The organism is Herminiimonas sp. KBW02 (genome assembly GCF_003852535.1).
Classification (GTDB): Bacteria; Pseudomonadota; Gammaproteobacteria; order Burkholderiales; family Burkholderiaceae_D; genus Oxalicibacterium.
The window spans coordinates 603130-626762 of the sequence record NZ_QAJP01000004.1 but is presented as its reverse complement, the minus strand read 5'-3'; the positions used below and the strand labels follow the sequence as shown (position 1 = coordinate 626762).

Here is a 23633-nt window from a genome sequence, read left to right as displayed (position 1 = left end):
GTATTTAGACGATGGGAAATGGGTATGCGCTACGGCGGAATAAAATTAGCTAAACCGCCGAATTATAGCGCAAGGCACCCTCGACTGGCAACCGAATCCGGTAGCTTCCGGTGTGCCGAGGGTGTTTTAATTTAATGTCAGAGTGTTAAATCCAAACTATGCAGCCCGGACGCAGCTCAGCCGCCGATGGCGACGATGCCAGCCTTGGCAATTTGCACGTCTTCCGTTGATTTCACACCGGATACGCCGACCGCACCCAGGCACTGACCATTGATGACAATAGGTACGCCGCCTTCCAGCATGCCTTCCAGCGTAGGCGCCGTGATAAACGAGAAACGACCATTGTTGATGATGTCTTCGTAGACTTTCGACTCGCGACGACCGAGTGCGGCTGTTTTTGCCTTGGCCGGTGCGATATGCGACGAAATTGGCGCGGCGCCGTCCAGGCGCTGCAACCACAGCAAATGACCGCCGTCATCGACGATCGCGATCGTAACGCACCATTTGTGCAGATTTGCTTCGGTTTCTGCCGCCGCAGCGATCTTTTTTACGTCTTCCAGCGTCAGTACTTGTTTGGTTTGCATGGTGCCTCCTGTCAAAGAAGAATGAATTGTACGACATCACAGTGTTGCTGAACTGCGGCAACATTGATTTTGTTCACATTGTTTAACTATCATTTTCGCAGATACGGCGTACTATGATTCAAGGCTGAAACATTTGCTATCGGCAAACTAAAACCGGTGGGCAATGTCAGGTCTGCGTCCATTTGAGTTTAGGGAGGAGCTATGTTCTTCAATCGCTTTTCAAAAAAACCTGCCACGCCGACTCCCGCTAAGGAAACTTCGAAAAAGAAAGTCAAAGTGTCGGCAGAAGCCACCCTTGCCAATTCAACTCTGTATCAGTTCAAACGCAATGTATTGGAGCTGGTCGCCCGTATGAATCACGGCGTCCCCCATGTTGATTGCGAAGTGATCAAGCGACAAACCATGTTTATACAGTCGCAGCTACTACATAGCATCTCGAATGATCCCGAGTTGCCCGAGCACCTGAAAATCATGCTGATGCAGTATCACGCAAAGAGCATACGGGCCACGCTGACAGAGCGACGTGGCGAGCATTTACGACGCGTTGTCTGACCCTGCGCCGCTTCTCTTTCCTTGCAGCATCCTGCCCGTCAGGGCGTGTCCGCCTTTTGCCGCGACAAAAGCAAGTCCAGCAAAGGTTGCAGCTCGGCGGACAATTTATTGATATGCAGCAACACCTGCTCTTCTTTACCCTCTTTAATCCAGCGCAGCAAAGTCGCCAGGTCTATGGCCAGATCTGCAGCTTTTTCTTGCTGCTCAACCAGGGATTGCGCCAGCAAACTCTCGCCCTGCTTGAGTAAAAGCTCTTCGTCCTTGCCGATGACACCTGTCACCCCTTTTTGTAAACCCAGTAAGGCCCGCTCGCGCGCCAACTGACGCATTTCATCCAGCATACCGCTCGCAACGGACTCACACTCGGCTATCGAAACCACACCACAACTGGCGATCAAGTCCATTTGGCCATCACCGACCAGATTGGCGTTCGCAATCGCGCGGCACACGCGCTCCGCAAAATTGCGCGCAGAATCAAAATGTATGCTGCCCGTCGCAATTGTGAATTCATTCTCGCCGGTGCGCGCCACACAATCGGTTAAACGCACCGTACGATGCAAAAGCTGGCCTATCGCGTTGATCACACTGAGCGGCGGCGACGCCGGATAGCCGTCCAGCTCCGGATGTTTCAATCCTATGCAGGCATTCAGAATGACGAAATTGCGGTTCTGACGCGCCGCGTTGCTGCGCATTTCTTCTGCCCGCACGGCCCATTCCTGCGGCGACGGCAGTTCGACATGGTCGCCGACATCACTGCTATGGACCAAGGCCTCCAGCCCACGCTCGAATTCGTTTTGCGTACTGACCAGCTTGGACAGGATATCCAACCGCGACAGCAATTGCGCCGTGCCTATGCCCTTGGTTATCAGATCGGTCGCGCCGGCTGCTTTGGCACGATCACGTTCAGCTTGTTCATCGCTACCGGACACCACGACTACCGGCATAGTACGTATACGGCTGATTTTTGATGCGCGTATGCGCTTGAGTAAACCATAGCCATCCAGTTTGGGCATGGTCAGGTCCGAAATCACTACCCGGATGCTGGGATCGATCAGCAGTGCTTCCCATGCCTGCTCGCCATCCAGCGCCTCGCGGAATTCAAACATGCCTTCTATGTGCTTGATCAGGGTCGCACGTACGATACGAGAGTCATCAGCAATCAGAATCCGGGGTTTTAAGGAAAGCGCGGCGGGTGTATCTGTCAGCATGTAAATCCAACTTTTTTGATGGTGACAACAGCATAACGCCAGCGAATAAATTTTGACAGCACTTCCAGATTGACATACATTCCGTTAGTTCCATTGAAGGAAATCGCATCCGATGACATTTTTGCAACCTAACTTCCGCACTGCTCAACTGGCACGCTCGGCCGTATTAGCGTTCAGCCTGTTGGCGGGTTCTGCGTGGAGCGCCGAAGCGCCGCCACCAGAGCAAAATGCGCAAGTCAGCAAGTTGCAAAGCATCTCCAACCACGCATCAGAGCTGGCCATGCAGGCCATGGGCATGCTGGGTATCCATTACAAATACGGCGGCTCCACCCCGGAAAGCGGTCTCGACTGCAGCGGTCTGGTACGTCATATATTCAAAGAAACCTGGGGGCTGATCCTGCCTCGCACTTCGGTTGAAATCAGCCATGTCGGCAAACACGTCGACAAAGACGATTTACAGCCGGGCGATCTGGTTTTCTACAATACCTTGCGCAAGGGCTTCTCCCACGTCGGCATTTATCTGGGTGACCGCAAATTCATACACTCTCCATCTGCCGGTGGCCAAGTGCGCATAGAAAGCATGGACATCGCATACTGGAAAAAGCGCTTTAACGGCGGCAGACGCATCAGCGAACCGGAACAGGACTTCCCGCCAGTCAAATAAAAAACGCACCCTAGGGTGCGTTTTTTTATGGTCTGGATTACTGCTCACGTTTGCTGGCGAGCTTTTTCTTCAGCTCCGGCATCAGCGCCATCGCCGCCTGCTCTCCCGCCAGGATCGCACGGTTACGACCATTGAAGTCATTTCCCTTCATATCACCCAGGCTCGGACGGATCACACTATCCGCATCCTTCAGTTCGAAGCGGTTCAGGCTTTGCCCCATGATGGCAAAGGTCTGTAGCAAGACATCCAGCGAGCTCGACGCCAGTTGCACTTCCGGTTGTACCGAGATATTCACCGCAATAATGAAGTCAGCACCCATTTCCTTGGCAAAATGTACCGGCACCGGAGCAACCAGGCCGCCATCCACATACATACGCTCACCGATCTTCACAGGCTGGAACAAACCCGGCACAGCAGAAGATGCGCGTACCGCCAACCCTGTATTGCCACGCTGAAATAAAACAGGCTGCCCGCTGTTCAGATCTGTCGCCACTGCGGCAAACGGGATTTTCATCTTTTCTATAGGGACATTCCGAACTGCCTTGTTCACATAGTTTTGCAGCGCATCTCCTTTTAATACGCCGCTGGATTTGGCAAAAAATGGCACGGACCAGTCAGAAATCGCGGCCTCATCCATCGCCAGCGCCATTTGCTGCAATGCGAAGCCATTGTTGCCAGCTGCATAGAGGGCGCCGACCACGCTGCCGGCACTGGTGCCGACCACCATGTCCGGTACGATGCCTTGCGACTCCAGCGCCTTGATGACGCCGATATGCGCGAACCCGCGCGCCGCGCCACCACCCAGCACAAGCGCAATTTTGACTGGCGCAGCGGACTTTGGCGTCACGACAACCGGCGCCACGGGCTCGGATTTGGTCGGCAGGAATGTACATGCAGCCTGCGCTAATAACAGGCCGACTAACAGGAATTTACTGAAATAACTTTTCGACATCTCGGATCATTTTTTTACAAAGAACGAAGAGTACCCTTTTTCCGCTTGCATGGTTGTTACCTAAAGTAAGCAAGGAATAAGCGCAAATAAGCAATTGAGAATCGTTTCCATCTTAACGAAATCCTAATATACTGCCTGCAGCAGAAATCTCCATTGATAAACAAAGGAAACACATGAGACAAGTAAGTACCCTACTCGCCGCAATGTCCCTGATGGCCACCGTCACGGTCGCGCAAGCACAAGAAAAAGTGCTGAACCTCTACTCAGCGCGCCATTATCAGACGGATGAATTGCTCTACTCCAACTTCACCAAACAGACTGGCATCAAGATCAATCGCATCGAAGCCGATGACAATGCGCTGTTTGAACGCCTGAAAAACGAAGGCAAGAATAGCCAGGCTGACGTCATCGTCATGGTCGATGCTGCGCGTATCTGGCGCGCAGAAATTGAGGGTTTCTTCCAGCCGGTAAAATCAGCCGTCCTGAGCAAACGCATTCCTGCCAATTTGCACGGCAAAGATGATGGCCAGGGTCCTGAATGGTTTGGTTTTTCGACCCGCGCACGTGTGATCGTCTATAACAAGGCGACGGTAAATCCGGCCGACGTCGCCACCTATGAATCACTGGCTGATCCTAAAAACAAAGGCAAGGTCTGCACCCGCTCCGGCTCGCATCCCTACAATCTGTCACTGATCGGCTCGATGATAGAACGTGACGGTGAAAAAGCGACCGAGCAATGGGCCAAAGGCATGGTAGCGAACTTTGCGCGCCCACCACGCGGCGGCGACACGGATCAAATCAAAGGCGTTGCGTCAGGTGAGTGCGGTGTCGCGATTGCCAACTCTTACTACTACGTACGCATGCTGCGCTCGACCAAGCCGGAAGATGTCGCAGCAATGAAAAACGTCGGCTTTATCTGGCCTAATGCTAAAACCAGCGGCACTCACTTCAATATCGCAGGCGGCGGCGTGGCCAAGCATGCCCCTCATCGCGAAGCAGCAGTGAAGTTCCTCGAGTATCTGGCCAGCGACGAAGCACAAGCCTACTTTGCAGATGGCAATAATGAATGGCCTGCCGTCAAAAAAGTACACGTAAAAAACGAAGCCCTGGAATCACTGGGTACATACAAGATGGAAAATATCTCCATCGCCGCGATCGGTAAAAATCAAATCGCCGCACAAAAAATACTTGATCGCGTCGGCTACAAATAAGCTGCAGACCATGTAAAAAAAGCTGCCGGAACATCGCAAATGAACGCGATCTTCCGGCAGCTTTTTTATTGCTTCTGATTATTGCTTTACATCCCGTCCTGACAAAGCTTCAAAGCTTCATCCCAGGCAGGCAAACCGCAAAATGTCTGCATAAAGCGTTCGCACGATAAAGATGAGTTAGCTGGGCGCCTGGCTGGCAACGGATAATCCTGTGTACCTATCGCTGTCAGCCGCGGTTTCTTGCTTACCGATGGATGCGCAAGAATAGCTTGCGTCAGCCCATGCCAGCTGGTCCGTCCTTGCGCAGTCAGGTGGTACAAACCGCCACGACTTTGCCAGACCTCATGATCCAGCTCTGCATCCTGCTGCGTACCTGAATACCTCTGCATCTGTATCAATGCATGCGCTGTCGCTTCCGCTATCGTCCGGCACCAGGTCGGCGCGCCAAACTGATCAGCGACTATGCGTAGCTCATCTCGCTGCTGCGCCAGCCGACGCACCGTCAGCAAGAAATTCTTTCCTCTCGCACCATACACCCAACTCGTGCGCAAAATCAGATGGGGAATCCCCGCTGCCTGTATCGCCTGCTCACCAGCCAGTTTGCTACGGCCGTAAACACTTTGCGGATTAGGCAGATCGTCTTCGGCATAACTCCCGGCTTGCTCGCCATCGAACACGTAATCGGTCGAATAGTGAATTATCGCGGCACCCAGTTGACGTGCTTCCAGCGCCATCACCTCGGGCGCTTGCGCATTGATACGCATCGCCAGCTCAGTTTCGCTTTCCGCCAGATCGACCGCGGTATAAGCCGCCGGATTCACAATCAGTTGCGGTTTTACCTTACGTATGACAGTGCGCACCTGATCCAGATCGGACAAATCCATTTGCGAACGATCCAGTGATATCACCTGCCCCAAACCTTGCAAGGTCCGCTGTAACTCGTAGCCGACCTGTCCGCTGGATCCTGTCAGCAGGATCTTCAAGCAAACACCTCCGCATCTGCCAGGGACACTCCTTTTTGATCCTTGAATGACAGCGTAGGCATGCCGTTTATGGGCCAGTCGATCGCGATGGCGGGATCATTCCAGGCTATGCAGCGCTCATGCTCAGGTGCCCAATAGTCTGTCGTCTTGTAAAGGAATTCTGCGCTATCGCTGGTGACGACAAAACCGTGCGCGAAGCCCTCCGGGATCCACATTTGACGTTTGTTTTCAGCGGATAGGACTGCGCCTGTCCACTGGCCGAAAGTCGGGGAGCTTTTGCGGAGGTCGACGGCGACGTCGAAGACTTCGCCGACAATGACGCGTACCAGTTTGGCTTGCGTCTGTTTGATTTGATAGTGCAGGCCGTGCAAAACATTGCGGGCCGATTGGGAGTGGTTATCCTGTACAAATCGCGGCCGGATACCACTTAATCTGGTAAAGCGCTCTTCGTTAAAGCTTTCGAAGAAAAACCCCCTGTCGTCCCTGAATACTTGCGGCTCAATCAACAAAACATCCGGGATATTCAAAGGTTTAATCTGCATACTCAAAAATTCTTTTCATTGATGACCTGAAGCAGGTAACGTCCGTATCCGTTTTTCTTCAAAGGCTCGGCCAGTCTTTTCATCTGCTCCAGATCGATATACCCTTTGCGGAAGGCGATTTCCTCCGGGCAGGCAATCTTGAGTCCTTGTCGATTTTCTATCGTCGCGATAAATTGACCAGCTTCCAGCAAGGATTCATGCGTACCGGTGTCCAGCCAGGCCATACCGCGCCCCATTAACTCGACATCCAGTTGATCGCGTTCAAGATAGACGCGATTGATATCGGTAATCTCCAGCTCACCGCGTGGCGAAGGTTTAATCGTTGCCGCGATATCGCAAACCTGTTCATCGTAAAAGTACAGCCCAGTTACCGCGTAATTGGATTTAGGCTGCAGAGGTTTTTCTTCGATGCTCACTGCCCGGCGCTGACTGTCGAACTCAACGACGCCATACCGTTCGGGATCTTGAACGTGGTAGGCAAAAACCGTAGATCCGCTCACCCGTGCTGACGCATCCCGTAATTGTTTCTCGAAATCATTGCCATAGAAAATATTGTCGCCCAGGATCAATGCTGATGGAGAGTCGCCTATAAATTCACGACCGATAATAAAAGCCTGAGCCAGTCCATCCGGCGATGGCTGCACAGCATAAGTCAGATTGATGCCCCACTGGCTGCCATCACCCAACAACTCCTGAAAACGCGGCGTATCCTGGGGCGTTGAAATCAGCAAGATGTCTTTTATCCCTGCCAGCATCAAAGTACTCAGCGGGTAGTAAATCATCGGTTTATCGTAAACCGGCAACAACTGTTTGGAGATGGAAATGGTAACCGGGTACAGGCGCGTACCAGAACCACCAGCTAGAAGAATTCCCTTACGCGGACGTGGATTATTGGCTAGCGACGTCATATTGCTCCCTGCTGATTTGTATTAGCAGCACTGTCCCGCTGGCTATAGTTTTTTTCCAGCCATTTCATGTATTCGCCGGACTGCACATCTCGCACCCATGCCTGATTGTCGAGGTACCACTGCACGGTCTTTCTGATACCGGTATCAAATGTCTCTGCTGGCCTCCAGCCTAACTCGCGCTCTATCTTCCCGGCATCGATCGCATAACGACGATCATGCCCAGGGCGATCCGTCACATAGGTAATTTGCTGACGATAACTATGACCTGCATCGGCTGGCTTCAATTCATCCAGGATATCGCACAGCGTGTGGACTACGTCCAGATTGGCTTTTTCATTCCAGCCACCAATATTGTAGGTCTCGCCAGGCTTGCCATCTTTCAAGACACGACGAATCGCAGCGCAGTGGTCACCCACATATAGCCAGTCGCGTATTTGTTGTCCATCGCCGTAAATAGGTAAATCTTTCCCTGCGAGCGCATTCGCAATCACCAGAGGAATCAATTTTTCCGGAAAATGATACGGACCGTAATTATTCGAACAGTTGCTTGTCAGCGTCGGCAAACCATATGTGTGGAAGTAAGAGCGCACCAAATGATCAGAGGCTGCCTTGGACGCTGAGTAAGGACTGTTAGGCGCATACGCTGTTGTTTCAGAAAATGGCGCATCATTCGGCCCGAGCGAACCATATACTTCATCAGTAGAGACATGCAAAAAACGGAAAACCGCTTTGTCCGCACCTGCCAATCCAGACCAGTAACTACGCGCGGCTTCCAATAAACTGAATGTCCCATTTACATTCGTGCGAACAAACTCAGCCGGGCCAAGAATCGACCGATCTACATGGCTTTCCGCCGCGAAATGCACGATGGCTGACGGCTTATGCTCCATCAGTAAAGCAAGCATGCGTTCGTTATCGCAAATATCTGCATGCACAAAGATATGCCGCGCATCGTGCGATACAGACTGTAAATTATTCAGATTCCCTGCATAAGTTAACTTATCAACATTCAGGATGGACTCATCAGCCTGAGTCAAACTGGTTAATACAAAATTGGAGCCGATAAAGCCAGCGCCGCCAGTTACTAGAATCATGCGTTTAACCTATATGCGGTAAATATTCGGAAGAATTTCTGCAGAAACCTACTTAATGACCTGCTTTAAATCTGGCTTGGAGGATTTAACTTGCCCACCAATATCCGAGGCAGTAGCTGCCAAACTGGTGGCGGCGCCACGCTTTTCATTCCATAGAAAATCTTCGATCCCACATTGCGGCGCATATTCTGCGACAACTTGCAGTAGCAAAGCCCTCACTTTTTCATAATCAAACTGCTCGCATGCATGCTCCAGAGCCTGCAACAAGCGCTGTAACTCTGTCCATGGAATCTCCGTCTCTTGCGCTCGCATGATTAAAGGATGCTGCGTACCTTCGACATTTGAACCGATCAGTAACTCTTCATACAGCTTTTCACCCGGACGCAAACCGACGTGCTGAATTTCAATGGCATCCGTCGCATCACTATCACCTTGCACTTCCAGCCCGCTGAGGTGAACCATACGCGTCGCAAGATCCAGGATTTTCACCGGCTCGCCCATATCGAGTACGAACACGTCCCCACCTTCGCCCATCGCCCCCGCCTGCAGCACTAACTGCGCAGCTTCAGGAATAGTCATGAAATAACGCGTAATTTCAGGGTGCGTCAGAGTAATCGGGCCCCCAGCCATAATTTGCTTGCGAAACAGCGGGACGACAGATCCTGACGAACCTAGCACATTACCGAAGCGCACCATGCAAAAGCGCGTACCGGTCTGACTGCGTGCAAATGCCTGCAGGATCAACTCAGCAAGGCGCTTGGTCGCGCCCATTACGTTCGTCGGACGTACCGCTTTATCGGTAGAAATCAATACAAAGCAGCTGACTTTAGCGGCAATTGCTGCCTGTGCAAGGCACAACGTTCCCAAGGCGTTATTACGTATTCCCTGGATAGGATTATGTTCAACCAAAGGAACATGTTTGTAAGCTGCGGCGTGGTAGATCGTATCTACTGAAAAAGTGCGCAGAATGCGCTCACATTTTTCCGACTCCAATACGGAGCCAAGAAAAGGCAATACATTGATCTCAGAACCTTGCCCCTTCTTGATTTCCTGCAGCTCTTGTTCGATTGAATAAAGCGCGAACTCCGACATATCAAGCAGGAGCAAACGCTTCGGCCGAAGACGAATAATCTGGCGACACAACTCCGATCCGATTGATCCGCCTGCGCCGGTCACCATCACGGTTTTATCAGTGATACAGCTGGTAATTAATCCAAGGTCAGGCTCTACTGCATCACGTCCCAGCAAATCCTCAATCTCGATATCGCGTATATCCTGCACACGCAACTCGCCATTCACCAGGCTGGCAATAGGAGGAGTTACCTTGATTTTAACTTTAAGGGGCTCCAACTGCTCAAGGATTAATTTTTGTTGCGCCTTGCGTAATGAAGGCATCGCCAATAAAACTTCCTTGATTTGCTTCTCTGCGACCAGACGAGGCAACTCACTCGAAGGCCAGACCTTCACACCTGCAATGGTCGCACCATGCAGTTCTTTTTTATCGTCTATTAATGCTACCGGCAGATATTCATGCCCTGCCCGCAATGCGCTCGCCAATTGCATACCGGAATGGCCGGCACCATAAATGGCCACGCGCACTGCACTACCACCTCGGTCATCAGCTCTGAGCAAATAACCCCGTGCAAGAAAGCGACTCGCGACTACATACAGAATGGCGCTGACCCAATAGATCCCAAATACACCGCGCGACAAAGGTGCGGAATGCACAAAAGTTGCCAGCGCTGCCATGCAAACCACAGATAAGGACACGCCCAATACGACGACATACACGATTTTCTGATCGATGAAGCGAATCACTGCACGATACAAACCGAGCCGCAGAAATATAGGAATGGAAATCAGCGGTGCCGCGACGATCATCCAGAAATACATCTCGAACAATTGCGGCGTGCTGCTATCGTAGCGCAACAAGACTGCCACATAAAAAGTCAGCGGCAATAGAATCAGGTCAGCCGTTGCTGCTATCAGCTGCTTCTGAAACCTCGGTAATTCAAGGAATGATTTCATCTGAGTTCAGTGTGTAACACCGTCTTTTTTTAATACTTTTAGGAACGTCAGAACCAATATTTTTATATCAAACCAAAATGACTGGCGCGCAAGATATTCTGCATCAAGTGCTACTTTTTCAGGTATCGGCAACTCGTCACGACCATTGATCTGGGCCCACCCGGTTAATCCCGGCCTGATACCCTCAACGCCAAAGCGAGTCCGCAAAGCAACCAGATCATCCTGGTTGAACAAGGCCGGGCGCGGCCCCACAAAACTCATATCGCCTTTGAGGATACTCCACAACTGAGGAAGTTCATCCAGGCTGGATTTGCGCAAAAATGAGCCTATAGGAGTCAAAAACTGTTGAGGATTGGTCAACAAATGCGTCGCTACCGCCGGCGTATCCACCCTCATCGTCCTGAATTTAGGCATTTTAAAGATTTTATTATGTATTCCCACCCTGTCAGACCAGTATACCGCAGGCCCTTTTGATGTCATTTTAACAAAAAATGCGACGATCACGATGGGCACAAACAATATGCAAGACGCCAACAATGCCAATAACAAATCAAATATTCTTTTCATACTAAGCAACTAAGAGCGTGCAAGATAAGCGGCGACGGTTTTTTCCAAAGCCAGATCCATACTGACAGGCGGATGCCATTGTAAGGTTGTTTTCGTATGTTTAATATCAACCTGCAATGAGCCTAGCAGACGATTTGCTACAGCTGATTTGCCCAACACAGCGGCGGCTCCGCTCAATACGCGCGCCGGGAGTGGAAGCAGCATACTTCTTTTCCGCATGGCCTTAGCTAGCATGCGTAGTAACTCGGACACACTGACGTCGTGATCGTCGGACACCATAAATGTCTGGCCTGCAGCAGCAGGATGCCCAGCGCACAGAATCAGCAAGTCCACCAAATTATCTACGGCCACCATACTTCTGCGATTCTTGATCGCCCCCAACGGCAAGGGTAATCCAATCCTGACCAGTTGCATCAGACGCAAGAAGTTGGCACGCACACCAGGACCGTAGACTAAAGGAGGCCTGACTATCACCAACTCCAGGCCTGTTACTTGCGCTAACTCTTGCAGCGCAATTTCCGCCTCGAGCTTGGATTGCCCATACGGATCCGTCGGCGCCGCTTCATCAAATGCGGTAAACGGATGTTCACCGGTTTCCTCACCGTTCACCTTGACGCTGCTCACAAAGACGAAACGCTTCACACCGGCCGCCACCGCCTGACGTGCCAGATTCAGCGTCGCATCAACATTAACTGCACGAAATGCCGCCAAGGGGTCGCTTGTCGTGTCATTCATCACATGCACTCGCGCCGCCAGATGAATTACTGCGTCACAGCCACGTAGCGCTATGCCCCAGTCGGTATCAACACGCAAGTCACCAATAGCGATTTCACTATTATGATTTTTCTTGCGTACGACAGGAATAAAAGAAGTGCCGCGAGCACGCAAAGCTTCGCACAGACTGCGACCGACAAAACCATTGGCCCCCGTAACAAGAATCTGATTCATGGTTTTATCGTACAGATAGGAAGAGGCAAAGCAAGCGCCCAGGGCGGCTACTTTGACCAGACCACGCGGTTGATATAGTCGATATAGCTTGCAACGACTCTGAGCACCTGCTTCGAAACATACGGATTTTCATAGTCGGACACAGGCAACACCGGCGCCTGGTCAGTAGTATATTGCGACGTCACGATGTCGATTGCCTCGATCACGCGTTCAGCCTTCAAGCCGGACATGATCAACGTGCCAACGTCCATGCCTTCTGGACGTTCGTGCGCATTACGCAGCGTAATCGAACACAAATTCAGCAAGGAAGTTTCTTCGGTAATTGTCCCGCTGTCGGACAATACGCAAAAAGCGTCCATTTGCAATTTGATGTAATCAATAAAACCGAACGGCTTGGAAAGAATGATGCGCTCGTCCAGCGGACCATGACCTAAGGCTTCCAGACGCTTGAATGTGCGCGGATGCGTTGAGACCAGAACCGGATACCCATACCGTTTCACCAAGGCGTCCAAAGTCTCCAGCAAATCCCGCAGCGCTTCCGGTGAATCCACATTCTCTTCCCGATGAGCGCTGACCAGGAAGTACTTGCGTGTCTCCAGCGACAAACGAGAAACAACATCAGATTGCTCTATCTTCGGACGATAGAAATCAAGAACTTCACGCATATGCGATCCGGTCTTGATAATGGTCTCAGGCTTGATACCTTCCGCCAGCAAGTAACGACGCGCATGTTCGGTCAATACCATATTGATATCGGCCAGGTGATCCAGCACTTTACGGTTCAATTCCTCAGGAACGCGCTGGTCAAAACAACGATTGCCGGCCTCCATATGGAAGACCGGTATCTTGCGGCGCTTGGCCGGGATAATAGCGAGGCAGGAATTCGTATCGCCATACAGTAGCAGAGCATCCGGTTTTTCAATTTCAAAAACCTCATCCGCCTTCATGATCACTTGCGCTATCGTCTGCGCAGCATTGCTGCCTGCCGCATCCAAAAAATAATCCGGCTTGCGGATTTCCAGGTCATCAAAAAAAACCTGGTTCAATTCATAATCGTAGTTCTGACCGGTATGCACCAGTATGTGCTGCGTATGCTTCTCCAGCTCAGCAATGACACGGCTCATCTTGATCAATTCAGGACGCGTCCCGACGATGGTCATGACTTTACGCATTCAGTGCCTCACGGACCTCGGCCAGATTTAATAGAAGTTTCTTGATCGCCGGAACATCCAGGCGTTCTGTATTGTGCGAGGTGTAATCATCCAGCTCGGATATATGAGATTCCCCTTCGACAAAATACTTGCTGTAATTCAGATCGCGATTGTCGGCAGGAATACGGTAATAGCGTCCCATATCGTCTGCTTTCGCCATTTCTTCTCTGGAAATAAGCGACTCATAGAGTTTTTCGCCGTGACGCGTTCCAATGACTTTGACCTCATTATCCAACTGGAACAACTCACGCAAAGCCTGAGCCAGATCAGCGACTGTCGAAGCTGGCGCTTTTTGCACAAACAAATCACCCTGCTCCGCATGCTCAAAAGCATGGAGCACCAAATCAACCGAATCCTCCAAAGACATCAGGAATCGCGTCATATTCGGGTCGGTGACCGTAATTGGCAAACCGGATTTCAATTGATTAATAAACAAAGGAATAACCGAACCACGAGACGCCATGACATTACCGTAGCGTGTAGAGCAAACTACCGGCCCGCCCTCAGCGATGGTACGAGACTTCGCAATAACCAGCTTCTCCGCCATCGCCTTGGATATACCCATCGCGTTAATCGGATAAACCGCTTTATCTGTACTCAACACCACTACCCTCTTCACTTTGGAAGCAATAGCAGCGTTCAATACATTTTCAGTACCCAAGACATTGGTACGTACCGCCTCCATTGGATAAAACTCGCAAGATGGGACTTGCTTGAGCGCAGCTGCATGAAAGATAAAATCGACACCTGTCATCGCTTGCTTCAGGCTGTCGTAATCACGCACATCCCCGATATAAAATTTGACCTTATCGTTACCCAAGGCAATACGCATGTCTTCCTGTTTTTTTTCATCCCGACTAAAGATGCGTATTTCCCGGACATCCGTATCCAAAAAACGTTTGAGCACAGTGTTACCGAACGAACCTGTGCCTCCGGTAATCATCAATACTTTATTGTCAAACATGAAAATCCCTTATTTTTTATCGATATAAGCGTAATACAACAAACTAGCTATAACGGTGCATACGCTTAATTAACTCCACCCAATCCGGCGCGCGATATCCTGTCACTTCCGCAAAACGATCCGCATTCAGTGAACGATCTATAACCAAAGCATCATCAGCTACGATATCGATGGATTTACCATACACATCGGCTACCAAACGAAGCAACTCATACTTCGATATCGGCTGCGCCGCCACATGGTAAAGGCCATGCAAATCAGGATTGGGGATAATGAATTCGCGAACGATTTCCGCCAATACCACAGTAGGGAAACCTGAAAAAATAGCTCTCCGGAATCCTGGGCAGCTTCCGTCCTGCGCTAAAAACCATCCTATCAAGCCGTTGGCACTTTGGAGTTCACGCCCGATGATAGAAGTCCGCAATGTCAGTGCGTGAGGATAGTTAACCTCGCCAAGGAACTTGGATTTCCCATATAAATCCGTGGCATCTGAAACGTCTGCTTCCGTGTAATTACCTTTTTCACCGGAAAAAACACAATCCGTACTCATGTGCACCAGGCGAGCGCCAGACACGGCACATAATTTTGCAAGTCTGTGCGGCAATGCAGCATTCACCGAAATTGCATGCAATGGATCTTCTTCATCCATGAATTTCTTAATCAAGCCGATGCAATTAATAACGACATCCGGACGCACTTGCGCATACGCTTGCAACAAGGAGTCAACCTGCTCGACATCAATTCCCGACAACAGATTATTAGCGATATCTGCTGGAAAAAACTTTTTCAAGCTATCCGAACGAATCGTGCCGTACACCGCCCAATCGCTGCGCTCACTTAATATCCGCATCATGGCATTGCCCAGCATGCCACTTGCGCCCAGCACCAATATTCTCATTCTTATTTCTCTTTTTTGAGATCACTCACAGACCGGAAATGTCCAATCAGCTGACCCATCAACATATCATGCTCAAAATGCTTCAAATAGTAGCGGCGCCCACACGCGCCCATCTCTTCACGCTCAGACTGACTCATACGATAAAACCGCAAAATCGTGTCGGCCAAGGCCTGGCTATCTTCAGCCGGCGCAGCTAATCCAGCCCCGGCCTCCAGAACTATATTTGCCCCTTCTCCATTAAGGGAAGCGACAATAGGCCTGCCTGCCGCCAAATAAGCCTGTATTTTATTCGGTATTGTCGCTTTGAATATCTCCTGATTCGTCAGTGACACCAATAAAACGGAGGCTTTTTGCATAAACCCCGGCATCATTTCGACCGGGAATCTGCCTGGCAGGTGCAAATTCGTTAATCCGCGCAGCCTCTGTTCCTGCAACATCCATTCCCGCTTACTCCCATCCCCCATAACCACTAAATGAATGTCAGGATAAGACTGAAGCAATGAAGCGGCTTCGACGATCGTCTCAACAGACTGTACTGTGCCGATATTTCCAGCAAAAAGTACCGAAAAACTGCCATCTAGCCCCTCCACATCGGGCAAATCCCCAAATACCGGATTTGCAAACGCAGGATCTACCGAATTGGGATAGTACTGAACAGATGTAGCCGCGGCCAGATTTTGAAGCAAAGGCACAAAGGCCCTTGACTGTGCGAGCAACAAGTCGCTGCGCGTGTAAATGAACCGAACCACCGACTCGACCATTTTGAGGACTCGTTCATTCCGGACATGCCCGGTTGCAGAAAGGCTTTCCGGCCACAAATCCTGCACCCAGACAATCACACCGCATCGCTTTAACCAGCCCAAAAAAATGGCAGGAATCGCCTGTAAGATAGGCGATGGGGCATAAACCAGAATTGCGTCATAGCGCTGCTTACGCAATAGCAAGGCACCAAACAACAAACCGGAAATGACAAAAGACAAGTAATTGATCACCAGCCTGAGCGCCCCACCTACGCCTCTGGCAACCATAGGTATCCGGAATACGGAAACACCCTTCCAGGTCTCATGCATGAAACCGAAGCCACGATAACCTTCGAATTTTTCGCCCGCAGGATAGTTCGGTTTGCCAGTAAGAACGTCCACTGCCACACCCTTCTCGACCAATGAGCGCGCGACGTCATTGATGCTAAAACCCTCAGGCCAGAAATACTGGCTCACAATTAATATCTTCATCCAACTATCATCATCATCGTTGAAACTCCACAACCTCGATTGGTTTGGGTATAGAGCGATCCAGCAGCCAGTTGCTTACGGTCAATGCAGACGTACCAATGGTGTTCCACGAATACTTCTCTAATACCAGTTTTCGGCCTCGTTGCCCCATCATCCTCAGATCATCGGATGGCATATTAATAGCCTCGGATAAGGCGCTCGCTACGCCCAGCGCTCCGGGGGATACCCACCATCCGCAATGATGGGTCACCAAATCCTGCCACGGCGCCCCTGTTGTCGTGACTACCGGCAACTCATTTGCCAATGCTTCAGCGACTGCAATACCAAAATTTTCAGAATAAGTTGGTAACACAAAAATATCGGCGTTATCAAAGCATGCTTGTTTACGCTCGCCATTCACAAAACCTAAAAATTCGAAATCTGCTTGCAAGCCCCGCTCCGCGATCAATGCCTCAACCTTTGCGCGATACCCATCTTCATCGCCGCCAGCGATCACAATACGCCATCCCGGAATTCTTACTTGAGCCCATGCTTCGACTAAATCGAGCAAACCTTTAATCGGATGAACACGAGATAAAAAAAGAATCGTTTTAGATTTCTTTATCACATCAAGTTCAGAACGAGGCTCTACGTCAACGCCGTTGGGAATGATGGCAACAGGTTGCACCAATCCTAATTGGCGAATACTTTCCAGCTCTGGTTTTGCAGTTGCTATAAATGCAGAAGCACTGCGTAATATGTGTCCTTGGTAGGTCCTCAAAGCCAGCATTTTTTTGCTGTGTTTATACTGCAGTGCCCAGGCATCCAAGCAACCATGCGGGGAAATCACTACAGGAATTTTTGCGCGACGAGCGGCAAATGCAGCAAGCGCCAAAAAAGGAGACCACATGCCGTGGATATGCACGAGGTCTATATGTCCTTGTTTAAGCGTTCGGCATATATGTCTGTACTGACGATACAAACCCGCGAATGAACTGCCTTGAGCCGATACCGCTTCCTGATGAAAGCGCTCACTTATTTGTGCCGCGGATTGGTCAGGATCAGATATCCGCCTGGCCAGCAAAGTCACGTTACACCCGGCCTTTGCCAAAGATTGCGCATAACGCAGCGCAGCCAGGCCTTCACCGCCCGAAGTCATCGCAGCACTGTTTACTACATGAAGTTGATTTTGCATGCGCTTGCCTAGGATAAACCAGGGCCTCAAGAAAAACTGGACTCAATCAGCCGAGCAATTGACTACGAATTTTCCACTTAAGTATGGCCCAATATTTTTCTATTTGACTCGCCACGACGTTCCTGCCGCCAGTTGAAATCTTTGCTCTTGTTGACTCTTCAAAAACCCTGGAATCGGCGTTACTGACACCGCCCACATGCATATTGACCGTAATCTCATCCAGGAAATAAGCATTCAAATGCCGCCCCGGCCGCAACAAAAATTCGTAATCACCGGTAATTCTGTATGAGTCATCAAATAATCCATACTTTTCGAATAGCTTTTTATGGTGCAAAGAACCGACGTGCGCTACTTTCATGTACTTGCGGAAAATTTCCCAGCTCCAGGGCAAGCCTACAGTGCGCAACACCTTTTCATCATTAGTAAGATTAATTTTCGATGAAACATATTCGATATCGAGGTCAGTCCGGCTACTGACAAAATCTATATAGGCCTGTACCGCGCCCTCCCGATAGAGGTCATCTGAACCAAGAAATGCGATCCATGTGCCACTTGCCAGCGCTACTCCCTTATTCCACGCATCATAGATACCACCATCTGGCTCGCTCACCCAATAGTTGATCGCGTGCTCATATTTTTTGATGATATCAATCGTACCGTCTGTCGATCCGGCATCAATAATGATGTACTCAAGATTATTGTAAGACTGACTGATAACACTCAATATCGTCTGCTCTATGGTTTTCTCGCCATTAAAAACAGCGGTAATGATCGTTACTAACGGTCCTGACTGCTCGTCTTCACTCTTCCCGTGCCCTTGCAAGCGCAGCCCGCCTTCACCGCTACGCAAGGTGTTGGGAGGCAAGCATCTGCGGCCTTCAATGGCAGCAACGCCAGATTGACTAGCCTCCGGTATACCCACCACCTGGCGGGTTGTGCTGTATTCAGCATTAAGACAAATCATTTTGTTCTTGTCATATTTTTTGCCTCACCCCGCAAAAAATCTATCTCATTTGATAAATTTATTACGTAAATTCCTCAACATTTAAGCTAATGCGAAAGCATTAACGGCTTTAATTACTGCGCGAACATCATCCTCTGACATTTGCGGATGACAAGGCAGAGAGAGGCAGACATTTGCGTGGAAATCACTATTTTTCAGACCAAGCGGGTCACGCGCCATATCCAGACATGGCTCTTGATGATGAATAGAAATCGGATAGTGAATCAGCGCCTGAACACCCTGTGATTGCAAATGTGCCTGCAAGCGCGTCCTCTCCTCACATGTAATAACAAACAAGTGATAGACATGAGCACCTGGCTCTTCTGGCTCACTTAACATTTTTACTAATGGGTTGGATATATCTTTTCGATAAGCCGCGGCTATTTCACGCCGCCGCTCCGTAAATTCAGGCAACCATTTCAGCCGGGCTGACAGCATGGCCGCCTGAACCTCATCCAGGCGACTATTCATGCCCAACTCTGGATGCTGATAACGCACACTTTGTCCGTAATTTCGCAAACGACCGGCTCTCGCACCAATCATCTCATCAGAAGTAACCAGCATTCCGCCATCGCCAGGCCCTCCCAGATTCTTGGTCGGATAAAAGCTATAAGCAGCGACTTGACCAAAAGAGCCCGCTGCCCGCCCCCCAGAACTTGCCAGATGCGCCTGAGCACAATCTTCGATCAGAACAATCTGTTTCTCATTGCATAAGTCGGACCATGCTTGCATATTGCGCACCTGTCCATAGAGATGCACCAAGATCACTGCCTTGGTTTTAGGCGTAATACATCTCTTCACACTTTCGATGGAAAGCAAAGCCGTATCCAGATCAATATCTGCCAATACTGGCACCGCACCGGCACGCAGTATTGCGAGCACAGTAGCAAATGCCGTCATGGGCGTAGTGATTACCTCATCTCCCGCACCAATATCCAGAGAGCGCAGTGCTATCTCGATGGCATCCATGCCATTGCCAACACCCACGCCATGCGCAACACCGCAAAGAGTCGCCCATTCAGCTTCAAAACTCTCAACTTCCTTACCCAGGACGTACCAACCAGAGTCGAGCACACGCTTGGTGGCAGCCAGCATAGCCTCACGGATTTCTTCCGGCTCTGCCTTAAAGTCATTCATCAATATCATTTGCTTGCGTCCCAATAATGCTGATTATTCGCCATGTAATACTCCACGGTCTTTTTCAATCCTTCTTCCAGCCCTACACTCGGCTCCCATCCCAATTCGCGCGAAATAAGACTAAAATCACTGTAATAATCACCAATATCAATGGCTTTACGTTCTGCTGGAAACGGAACTAGCTCATACTGCCCACCATACCCCAGCCCTACCGTCATGGCGGCCAAATCACCCAGATTGATCACCTCTTTACTACCAAGGTTGTACACCTTGCCGTTAGCTATATCACTAGCCCCCGCCAGCAGCATGGCGTCAACACAGTCATCGACATAATTGAAGTCACGTAACTGCTTACCGTCGCCAAATACCTTAATCGGCGCGCCCTCGATCAGAGAACGCACCCAAATCCCTAAAAATGTCTGACGTGCGTCTTTAACGCGCATAGCAGGACCATAGGTATTCGTTAAGCGTAAAACGCAGGCGCGGATACCATACACATTGTTGTACAACAGGTGATACCACTCGCCAGCCAGCTTATTAATGCCGTTTACATCGACTGGTCGAATCGGATGCAATTCGTCTACGGGTAAATAATCGGGTTTTCCGTAAATCTGACGTGTACTGGCAAAGACCAATTTGATATTCGGATTTACGGCTCTGCACGCTTCCACAATCGACAATTGTGCAGCGGCATTAATCTCCAAATCTTCCCGTGGACTCGTCATCGAATCCATATGACTGGTTTGTCCAGCCAAATTAAATAAAAAGTCTTGGCCTTGTACCAGATAAGTTATTGCATGCGGATCTCTAACATCAGAAATATTGCACGCAACACTATTTCTGATATCCGAAATATTAAATAGATTGCCGCCATAAACAGGAACCAGGCTATCTACCAATGTTACTTGGGCGCCTAGGCCAACTAAACGTCGGGCCAAATTTGAACCGATAAACCCCAAACCGCCGGTAATCAGTACTTTTTTATTCTTATACGAATGAATACTCATTGAATTCTCCTTTGAGCCGCCGACGCAAATTACGCAAAGGGGTCTTCCACGATATCTGTCTCTTAACATTTCCGCGATCGAAATCCGGGAAAACGTTTTTGATCTGTTCTTCAGCTACATTCAAACCATATACATATGGTTTGTATAAATACTGTACGGCTTCCTTGCCAAGCTTGTATCCGCCTAAGTCATGGACGCCGTCTGCGTACTTTTTATAACCATGGTAGTGATAAAAGATCACCGGGAAATTATCCACACAGAGCTCATCGGGACGCCAGTTGACTAGATACTGCTGAACATTCCATGGTGCTACCCCTCCCCCGATATGCTGCAAAACATGCACACCACGGAATCTTTGTGGCCAGTCATCAAGGTATTTTTGATCTCCGAACTTCCCGTCCTCAACACGGTTGAAACACCATTCCAAACAACGATCTTGCCACCACTGCAGAACTTTCAACCCATCTTCATTGGCTTTGAAAGTCATGAATTGGACACAGTAGATTCCCGAAGCAATAGACTGGTCGTACCGTGGTGTATAGCGATGCGGAGTAATCAACACTGACGCGTTACTTTGCTGAAACTCGTCAAACAAAAGCGATGGTTTTCCATAAAAATAAAGATCTGCATCAAGATAAGTAACATCTGATAACTGATACGTATCTAGCACATAACGAATAACGTGAGGTGTACATGTCCAGCAATACTCACCCGAGGTGCGCTCCTTTTTTACAGCCAGCAAAGCTTCCGTTTCAAACTCACCCAAAGAAACTGCGACAAGATCAGGCAGTTCAAGTCTACACAACACCTCATAGGCCAAGTCATCGAAACATACGGCATAAAGAGTAAAAGATTCACCTACGTTTTTCAGTGATTGATATAAAGCCAATCCTCTGGTCAAATAATTAGAATCAAACAAAGTACAAAATGTATGCATGCGCAGTTCTTTTTATTCAACAAGGGCGTACTGAAATGTGAGAAGGGAGTGTAAAAATTACATGCTTATACTGCATATGGAAATCCCGCTTTTCAAACGCGTTCAAAAAACATTCCTTTATATTCGCCAAGGCCTATAACTTCCGGACATGGGAATTCGGTCCGCAAACGATAATTTAAGTCCAACATTGTTTTCAGGAATAATTTTTCTGAAAAAAACCAAGCCGGATAAGAAGCATCGTATATGGCTTTGGGCACCGTTTGAACGGTAAGTCGATCAGACTCATCCGCAATGAACGACGTACGATCAATCAAGATATAGGGGGCACCAATCGCCGCCAGCGAGGTTAAAACTTCTCGAGGCTTCTCTAGATACTGAATTACGCTAGATAATAAAACCACATCTATTGGCTGCTGTATCGAGCAGCTTTCAATAGAGTCATAAAAACGCAATACATCATCCTGTAAGTGTTCTTGACCGAACTTTACGAACTGCGCCTGCTCGACGACGGCCCATCTTACTTGCATCAAATTCGAAAAAAAATCTTTATGCTGGAAATAAAAGCTGCCTAGTGAGCCGCCAAAATCCAAGACATTCAAATTACTGCTGCGCGACGCAGCAACCGATAACAGACATGCCAAAACTGGCCAGCGAAACTCCGCCTTTTCGAAACAGACTGAATCACGCTCGAAAAGCGCCTCCCCTCGTTTTACCTTGAGCGCAGCTTCTGAAACTCGCTGCAGTACCTGTTCGGCATCATAACCGGATGACTTCATCTTCGCATCAGACCATGACGCATAATCACCGGAAAATGACAAACCATTGTTTGCCCGCAAAGATCTAATCCAATTCATTAGAATCGGCGGACACCAGTCTCGAATAAACTGCTTTATCTTCATCTAAGAAATCCGTTTAAAGCACGAGATAACAATCGCTTGACTCCCCCGATCAATCCCCCACGCAGTTTTATAAAATAGCGTCCAAAGGCATTTAATGCAAACGCATCTTCTTCAACAGGCATAGCTCTTACTGTTATTGCCGTCGCGGAGACATCTGAAGAGAAAGCGTCTGTGTTTCCACTGTGTGTTCCGCTGTTATCGTTACCAATATTAAGAACCAGTGATTTCCCAGGATACAAAGTAAATTTTTCATTCAAAAAAACTGAAGCATGCCAACGGATAGCCCACGAGTTATTTTTCCCTGATATTTGATCCCTCAACATTTGCGTAAATGGATAAGCCCCATTTAAATCGAAATAATGGGTCAATTTCTTACGCACCAGTTCAGAAAGAAGAATTTCACCATCAGATTCAAACATTTGCCATCGATCGCGCCAAGTTGCCCATCCCCAGCAATCTGCTCCCCGCATAAAAAAGGTTTCGGGCAAATTTTCAATTGGATAGACGTATCCATGGATGCTCGCAACCTCTTTATTCATTTCATAACGCCGCAAACCATCGTTCATAAACTGAAGAAAATATGGACTCGTGACCAAATCATCCTCCAACACAATGACTTGACCGTACTCATTCACCACTGCCGATACACCGTCAATAATTGATCTAGCCAAGCCCATATTTTCTTGGCGAAAAATAATTTTTACCGATCTAAATCCCGAAATAGTCTTCAGATAAGCACGCACAGCCGCAACCTCATCGACATGTGCGTCGTTCTTGGAGGCGTCCGAATAAATTACAAGATCACTCTCCGAGGCCAAGGTATTTTTTTTTAAGGCTTCAATAGTTCTTTGCGTATGTTGAAGACGGTTGTAGCAAAAAAAAACGATTGGCGCGTTTTTCAAATCATCGAATCCGGACGACATAAGAACC

24 protein-coding genes are annotated in these 23633 nt (G+C 49.2%); 3 read left to right on the top strand and 21 right to left on the bottom strand.

The genetic code is table 11. From position 1 onward, the window contains the following. Positions 1-176: 176 nt before the first annotated feature. Positions 177-584 (bottom strand): heme-binding protein, encoded by a 408-nt coding sequence (locus DBR37_RS07245; RefSeq protein WP_124573778.1) that lies wholly within the window; start codon positions 582-584, stop codon positions 177-179. Positions 585-785: 201 nt separating this feature from the next. Between DBR37_RS07245 and DBR37_RS07240 the strand changes: the two genes are divergently transcribed. Then, positions 786-1136: a hypothetical protein gene (locus tag DBR37_RS07240; RefSeq protein WP_124573777.1), complete on the top strand. Its 351-nt coding sequence runs from the start codon at positions 786-788 to the stop codon at positions 1134-1136. A 38-nt stretch (positions 1137-1174) separates the two neighbouring features. Here DBR37_RS07240 and DBR37_RS07235 read toward each other — a convergent pair whose 3' ends face one another. Beyond that, positions 1175-2344: a response regulator gene (locus DBR37_RS07235; protein WP_124573776.1), complete on the bottom strand. Its 1170-nt coding sequence runs from the start codon at positions 2342-2344 to the stop codon at positions 1175-1177. A gap of 112 nt (positions 2345-2456) precedes the next feature. On the opposite strand from DBR37_RS07235, the gene DBR37_RS07230 reads away from it, so the two are divergent. After that, positions 2457-3008, top strand: coding sequence for a C40 family peptidase (locus DBR37_RS07230; protein ID WP_124573775.1), 552 nt, complete (start codon positions 2457-2459; stop codon positions 3006-3008). Positions 3009-3045: 37 nt separating this feature from the next. Here DBR37_RS07230 and DBR37_RS07225 read toward each other — a convergent pair whose 3' ends face one another. After that, the gene (locus DBR37_RS07225; protein ID WP_124573774.1) at positions 3046-3960 is read right to left on the bottom strand and encodes a patatin-like phospholipase family protein; all 915 of its coding nucleotides are present in this window, start codon (positions 3958-3960) and stop codon (positions 3046-3048) included. A 173-nt stretch (positions 3961-4133) separates the two neighbouring features. Between DBR37_RS07225 and DBR37_RS07220 the strand changes: the two genes are divergently transcribed. Then, the gene (locus DBR37_RS07220; RefSeq protein ID WP_124573773.1) at positions 4134-5171 is read left to right on the top strand and encodes a Fe(3+) ABC transporter substrate-binding protein; all 1038 of its coding nucleotides are present in this window, start codon (positions 4134-4136) and stop codon (positions 5169-5171) included. Positions 5172-5257: 86 nt separating this feature from the next. Here DBR37_RS07220 and rfbD read toward each other — a convergent pair whose 3' ends face one another. From rfbD to DBR37_RS07130, 18 genes are all read right to left on the bottom strand, one after another. After that, on the bottom strand, positions 5258-6154 hold the full coding sequence (gene rfbD / locus DBR37_RS07215; RefSeq protein ID WP_124573772.1) for a dTDP-4-dehydrorhamnose reductase: 897 nt from the start codon (positions 6152-6154) through the stop codon (positions 5258-5260). Beyond that, positions 6151-6696, bottom strand: coding sequence for a dTDP-4-dehydrorhamnose 3,5-epimerase (gene rfbC, locus DBR37_RS07210; protein ID WP_124573771.1), 546 nt, complete (start codon positions 6694-6696; stop codon positions 6151-6153). Before rfbC ends, rfbD begins: the two co-directional genes overlap by 4 nt. 2 nt (positions 6697-6698) lie before the next feature. Beyond that, the gene (gene rfbA / locus DBR37_RS07205; RefSeq protein WP_124573770.1) at positions 6699-7604 is read right to left on the bottom strand and encodes a glucose-1-phosphate thymidylyltransferase RfbA; all 906 of its coding nucleotides are present in this window, start codon (positions 7602-7604) and stop codon (positions 6699-6701) included. Then, positions 7601-8698 (bottom strand): dTDP-glucose 4,6-dehydratase, encoded by a 1098-nt coding sequence (rfbB, locus tag DBR37_RS07200; protein ID WP_124573769.1) that lies wholly within the window; start codon positions 8696-8698, stop codon positions 7601-7603. The genes rfbA and rfbB overlap by 4 nt, the downstream gene beginning before the upstream one ends. 48 nt (positions 8699-8746) lie before the next feature. Then, a complete protein-coding gene (locus DBR37_RS07195; RefSeq protein WP_124573768.1) occupies positions 8747-10726 on the bottom strand; it encodes a nucleoside-diphosphate sugar epimerase/dehydratase in 1980 nt (659 codons plus the stop codon). Positions 10727-10732: 6 nt separating this feature from the next. Further along, on the bottom strand, positions 10733-11293 hold the full coding sequence (locus tag DBR37_RS07190) for a sugar transferase (protein ID WP_124573767.1): 561 nt from the start codon (positions 11291-11293) through the stop codon (positions 10733-10735). A gap of 9 nt (positions 11294-11302) precedes the next feature. Continuing rightward, positions 11303-12241: an SDR family oxidoreductase gene (locus DBR37_RS07185; protein ID WP_124573766.1), complete on the bottom strand. Its 939-nt coding sequence runs from the start codon at positions 12239-12241 to the stop codon at positions 11303-11305. A gap of 47 nt (positions 12242-12288) precedes the next feature. Then, the gene (gene wecB, locus DBR37_RS07180) at positions 12289-13413 is read right to left on the bottom strand and encodes a non-hydrolyzing UDP-N-acetylglucosamine 2-epimerase (protein WP_124573765.1); all 1125 of its coding nucleotides are present in this window, start codon (positions 13411-13413) and stop codon (positions 12289-12291) included. Beyond that, positions 13406-14416 (bottom strand): polysaccharide biosynthesis protein, encoded by a 1011-nt coding sequence (locus DBR37_RS07175; protein WP_124573764.1) that lies wholly within the window; start codon positions 14414-14416, stop codon positions 13406-13408. Before DBR37_RS07175 ends, wecB begins: the two co-directional genes overlap by 8 nt. 43 nt (positions 14417-14459) lie before the next feature. Further along, entirely contained in the window at positions 14460-15314 is an 855-nt protein-coding gene (locus DBR37_RS07170; protein WP_124573763.1) for an SDR family oxidoreductase, read from the bottom strand. Between the two features lie 2 nt (positions 15315-15316). After that, positions 15317-16546 (bottom strand): glycosyltransferase family 4 protein, encoded by a 1230-nt coding sequence (locus DBR37_RS07165; RefSeq protein WP_124573762.1) that lies wholly within the window; start codon positions 16544-16546, stop codon positions 15317-15319. Between the two features lie 13 nt (positions 16547-16559). After that, positions 16560-17720: a glycosyltransferase gene (locus DBR37_RS07160; protein WP_124573761.1), complete on the bottom strand. Its 1161-nt coding sequence runs from the start codon at positions 17718-17720 to the stop codon at positions 16560-16562. Positions 17721-17766: 46 nt separating this feature from the next. Continuing rightward, complete coding sequence (locus tag DBR37_RS07155) at positions 17767-18684, bottom strand: glycosyltransferase family 2 protein (protein WP_124573760.1); 918 nt, start codon at positions 18682-18684, stop codon at positions 17767-17769. A gap of 81 nt (positions 18685-18765) precedes the next feature. Then, positions 18766-19860 (bottom strand): DegT/DnrJ/EryC1/StrS aminotransferase family protein, encoded by a 1095-nt coding sequence (locus DBR37_RS07150; RefSeq protein ID WP_233588302.1) that lies wholly within the window; start codon positions 19858-19860, stop codon positions 18766-18768. Positions 19861-19865: 5 nt separating this feature from the next. Continuing rightward, positions 19866-20867, bottom strand: a complete 1002-nt coding sequence (locus DBR37_RS07145) for an NAD-dependent epimerase/dehydratase family protein (RefSeq protein ID WP_124573758.1) — start codon at positions 20865-20867, stop codon at positions 19866-19868. Beyond that, positions 20848-21804, bottom strand: a complete 957-nt coding sequence (locus DBR37_RS07140; RefSeq protein WP_124573757.1) for a glycosyl transferase — start codon at positions 21802-21804, stop codon at positions 20848-20850. Before DBR37_RS07140 ends, DBR37_RS07145 begins: the two co-directional genes overlap by 20 nt. Positions 21805-21896: 92 nt before the next feature. Continuing rightward, positions 21897-22703 carry a methyltransferase, TIGR04325 family gene (locus DBR37_RS07135; RefSeq protein WP_199739060.1) on the bottom strand — a complete coding sequence of 269 codons (807 nt, stop codon included), beginning with the start codon at positions 22701-22703 and terminating at the stop codon, positions 21897-21899. Beyond that, on the bottom strand, positions 22700-23626 hold the full coding sequence (locus DBR37_RS07130; protein ID WP_124573756.1) for a glycosyltransferase: 927 nt from the start codon (positions 23624-23626) through the stop codon (positions 22700-22702). The genes DBR37_RS07135 and DBR37_RS07130 overlap by 4 nt, the downstream gene beginning before the upstream one ends. Positions 23627-23633: the final 7 nt, after the last annotated feature.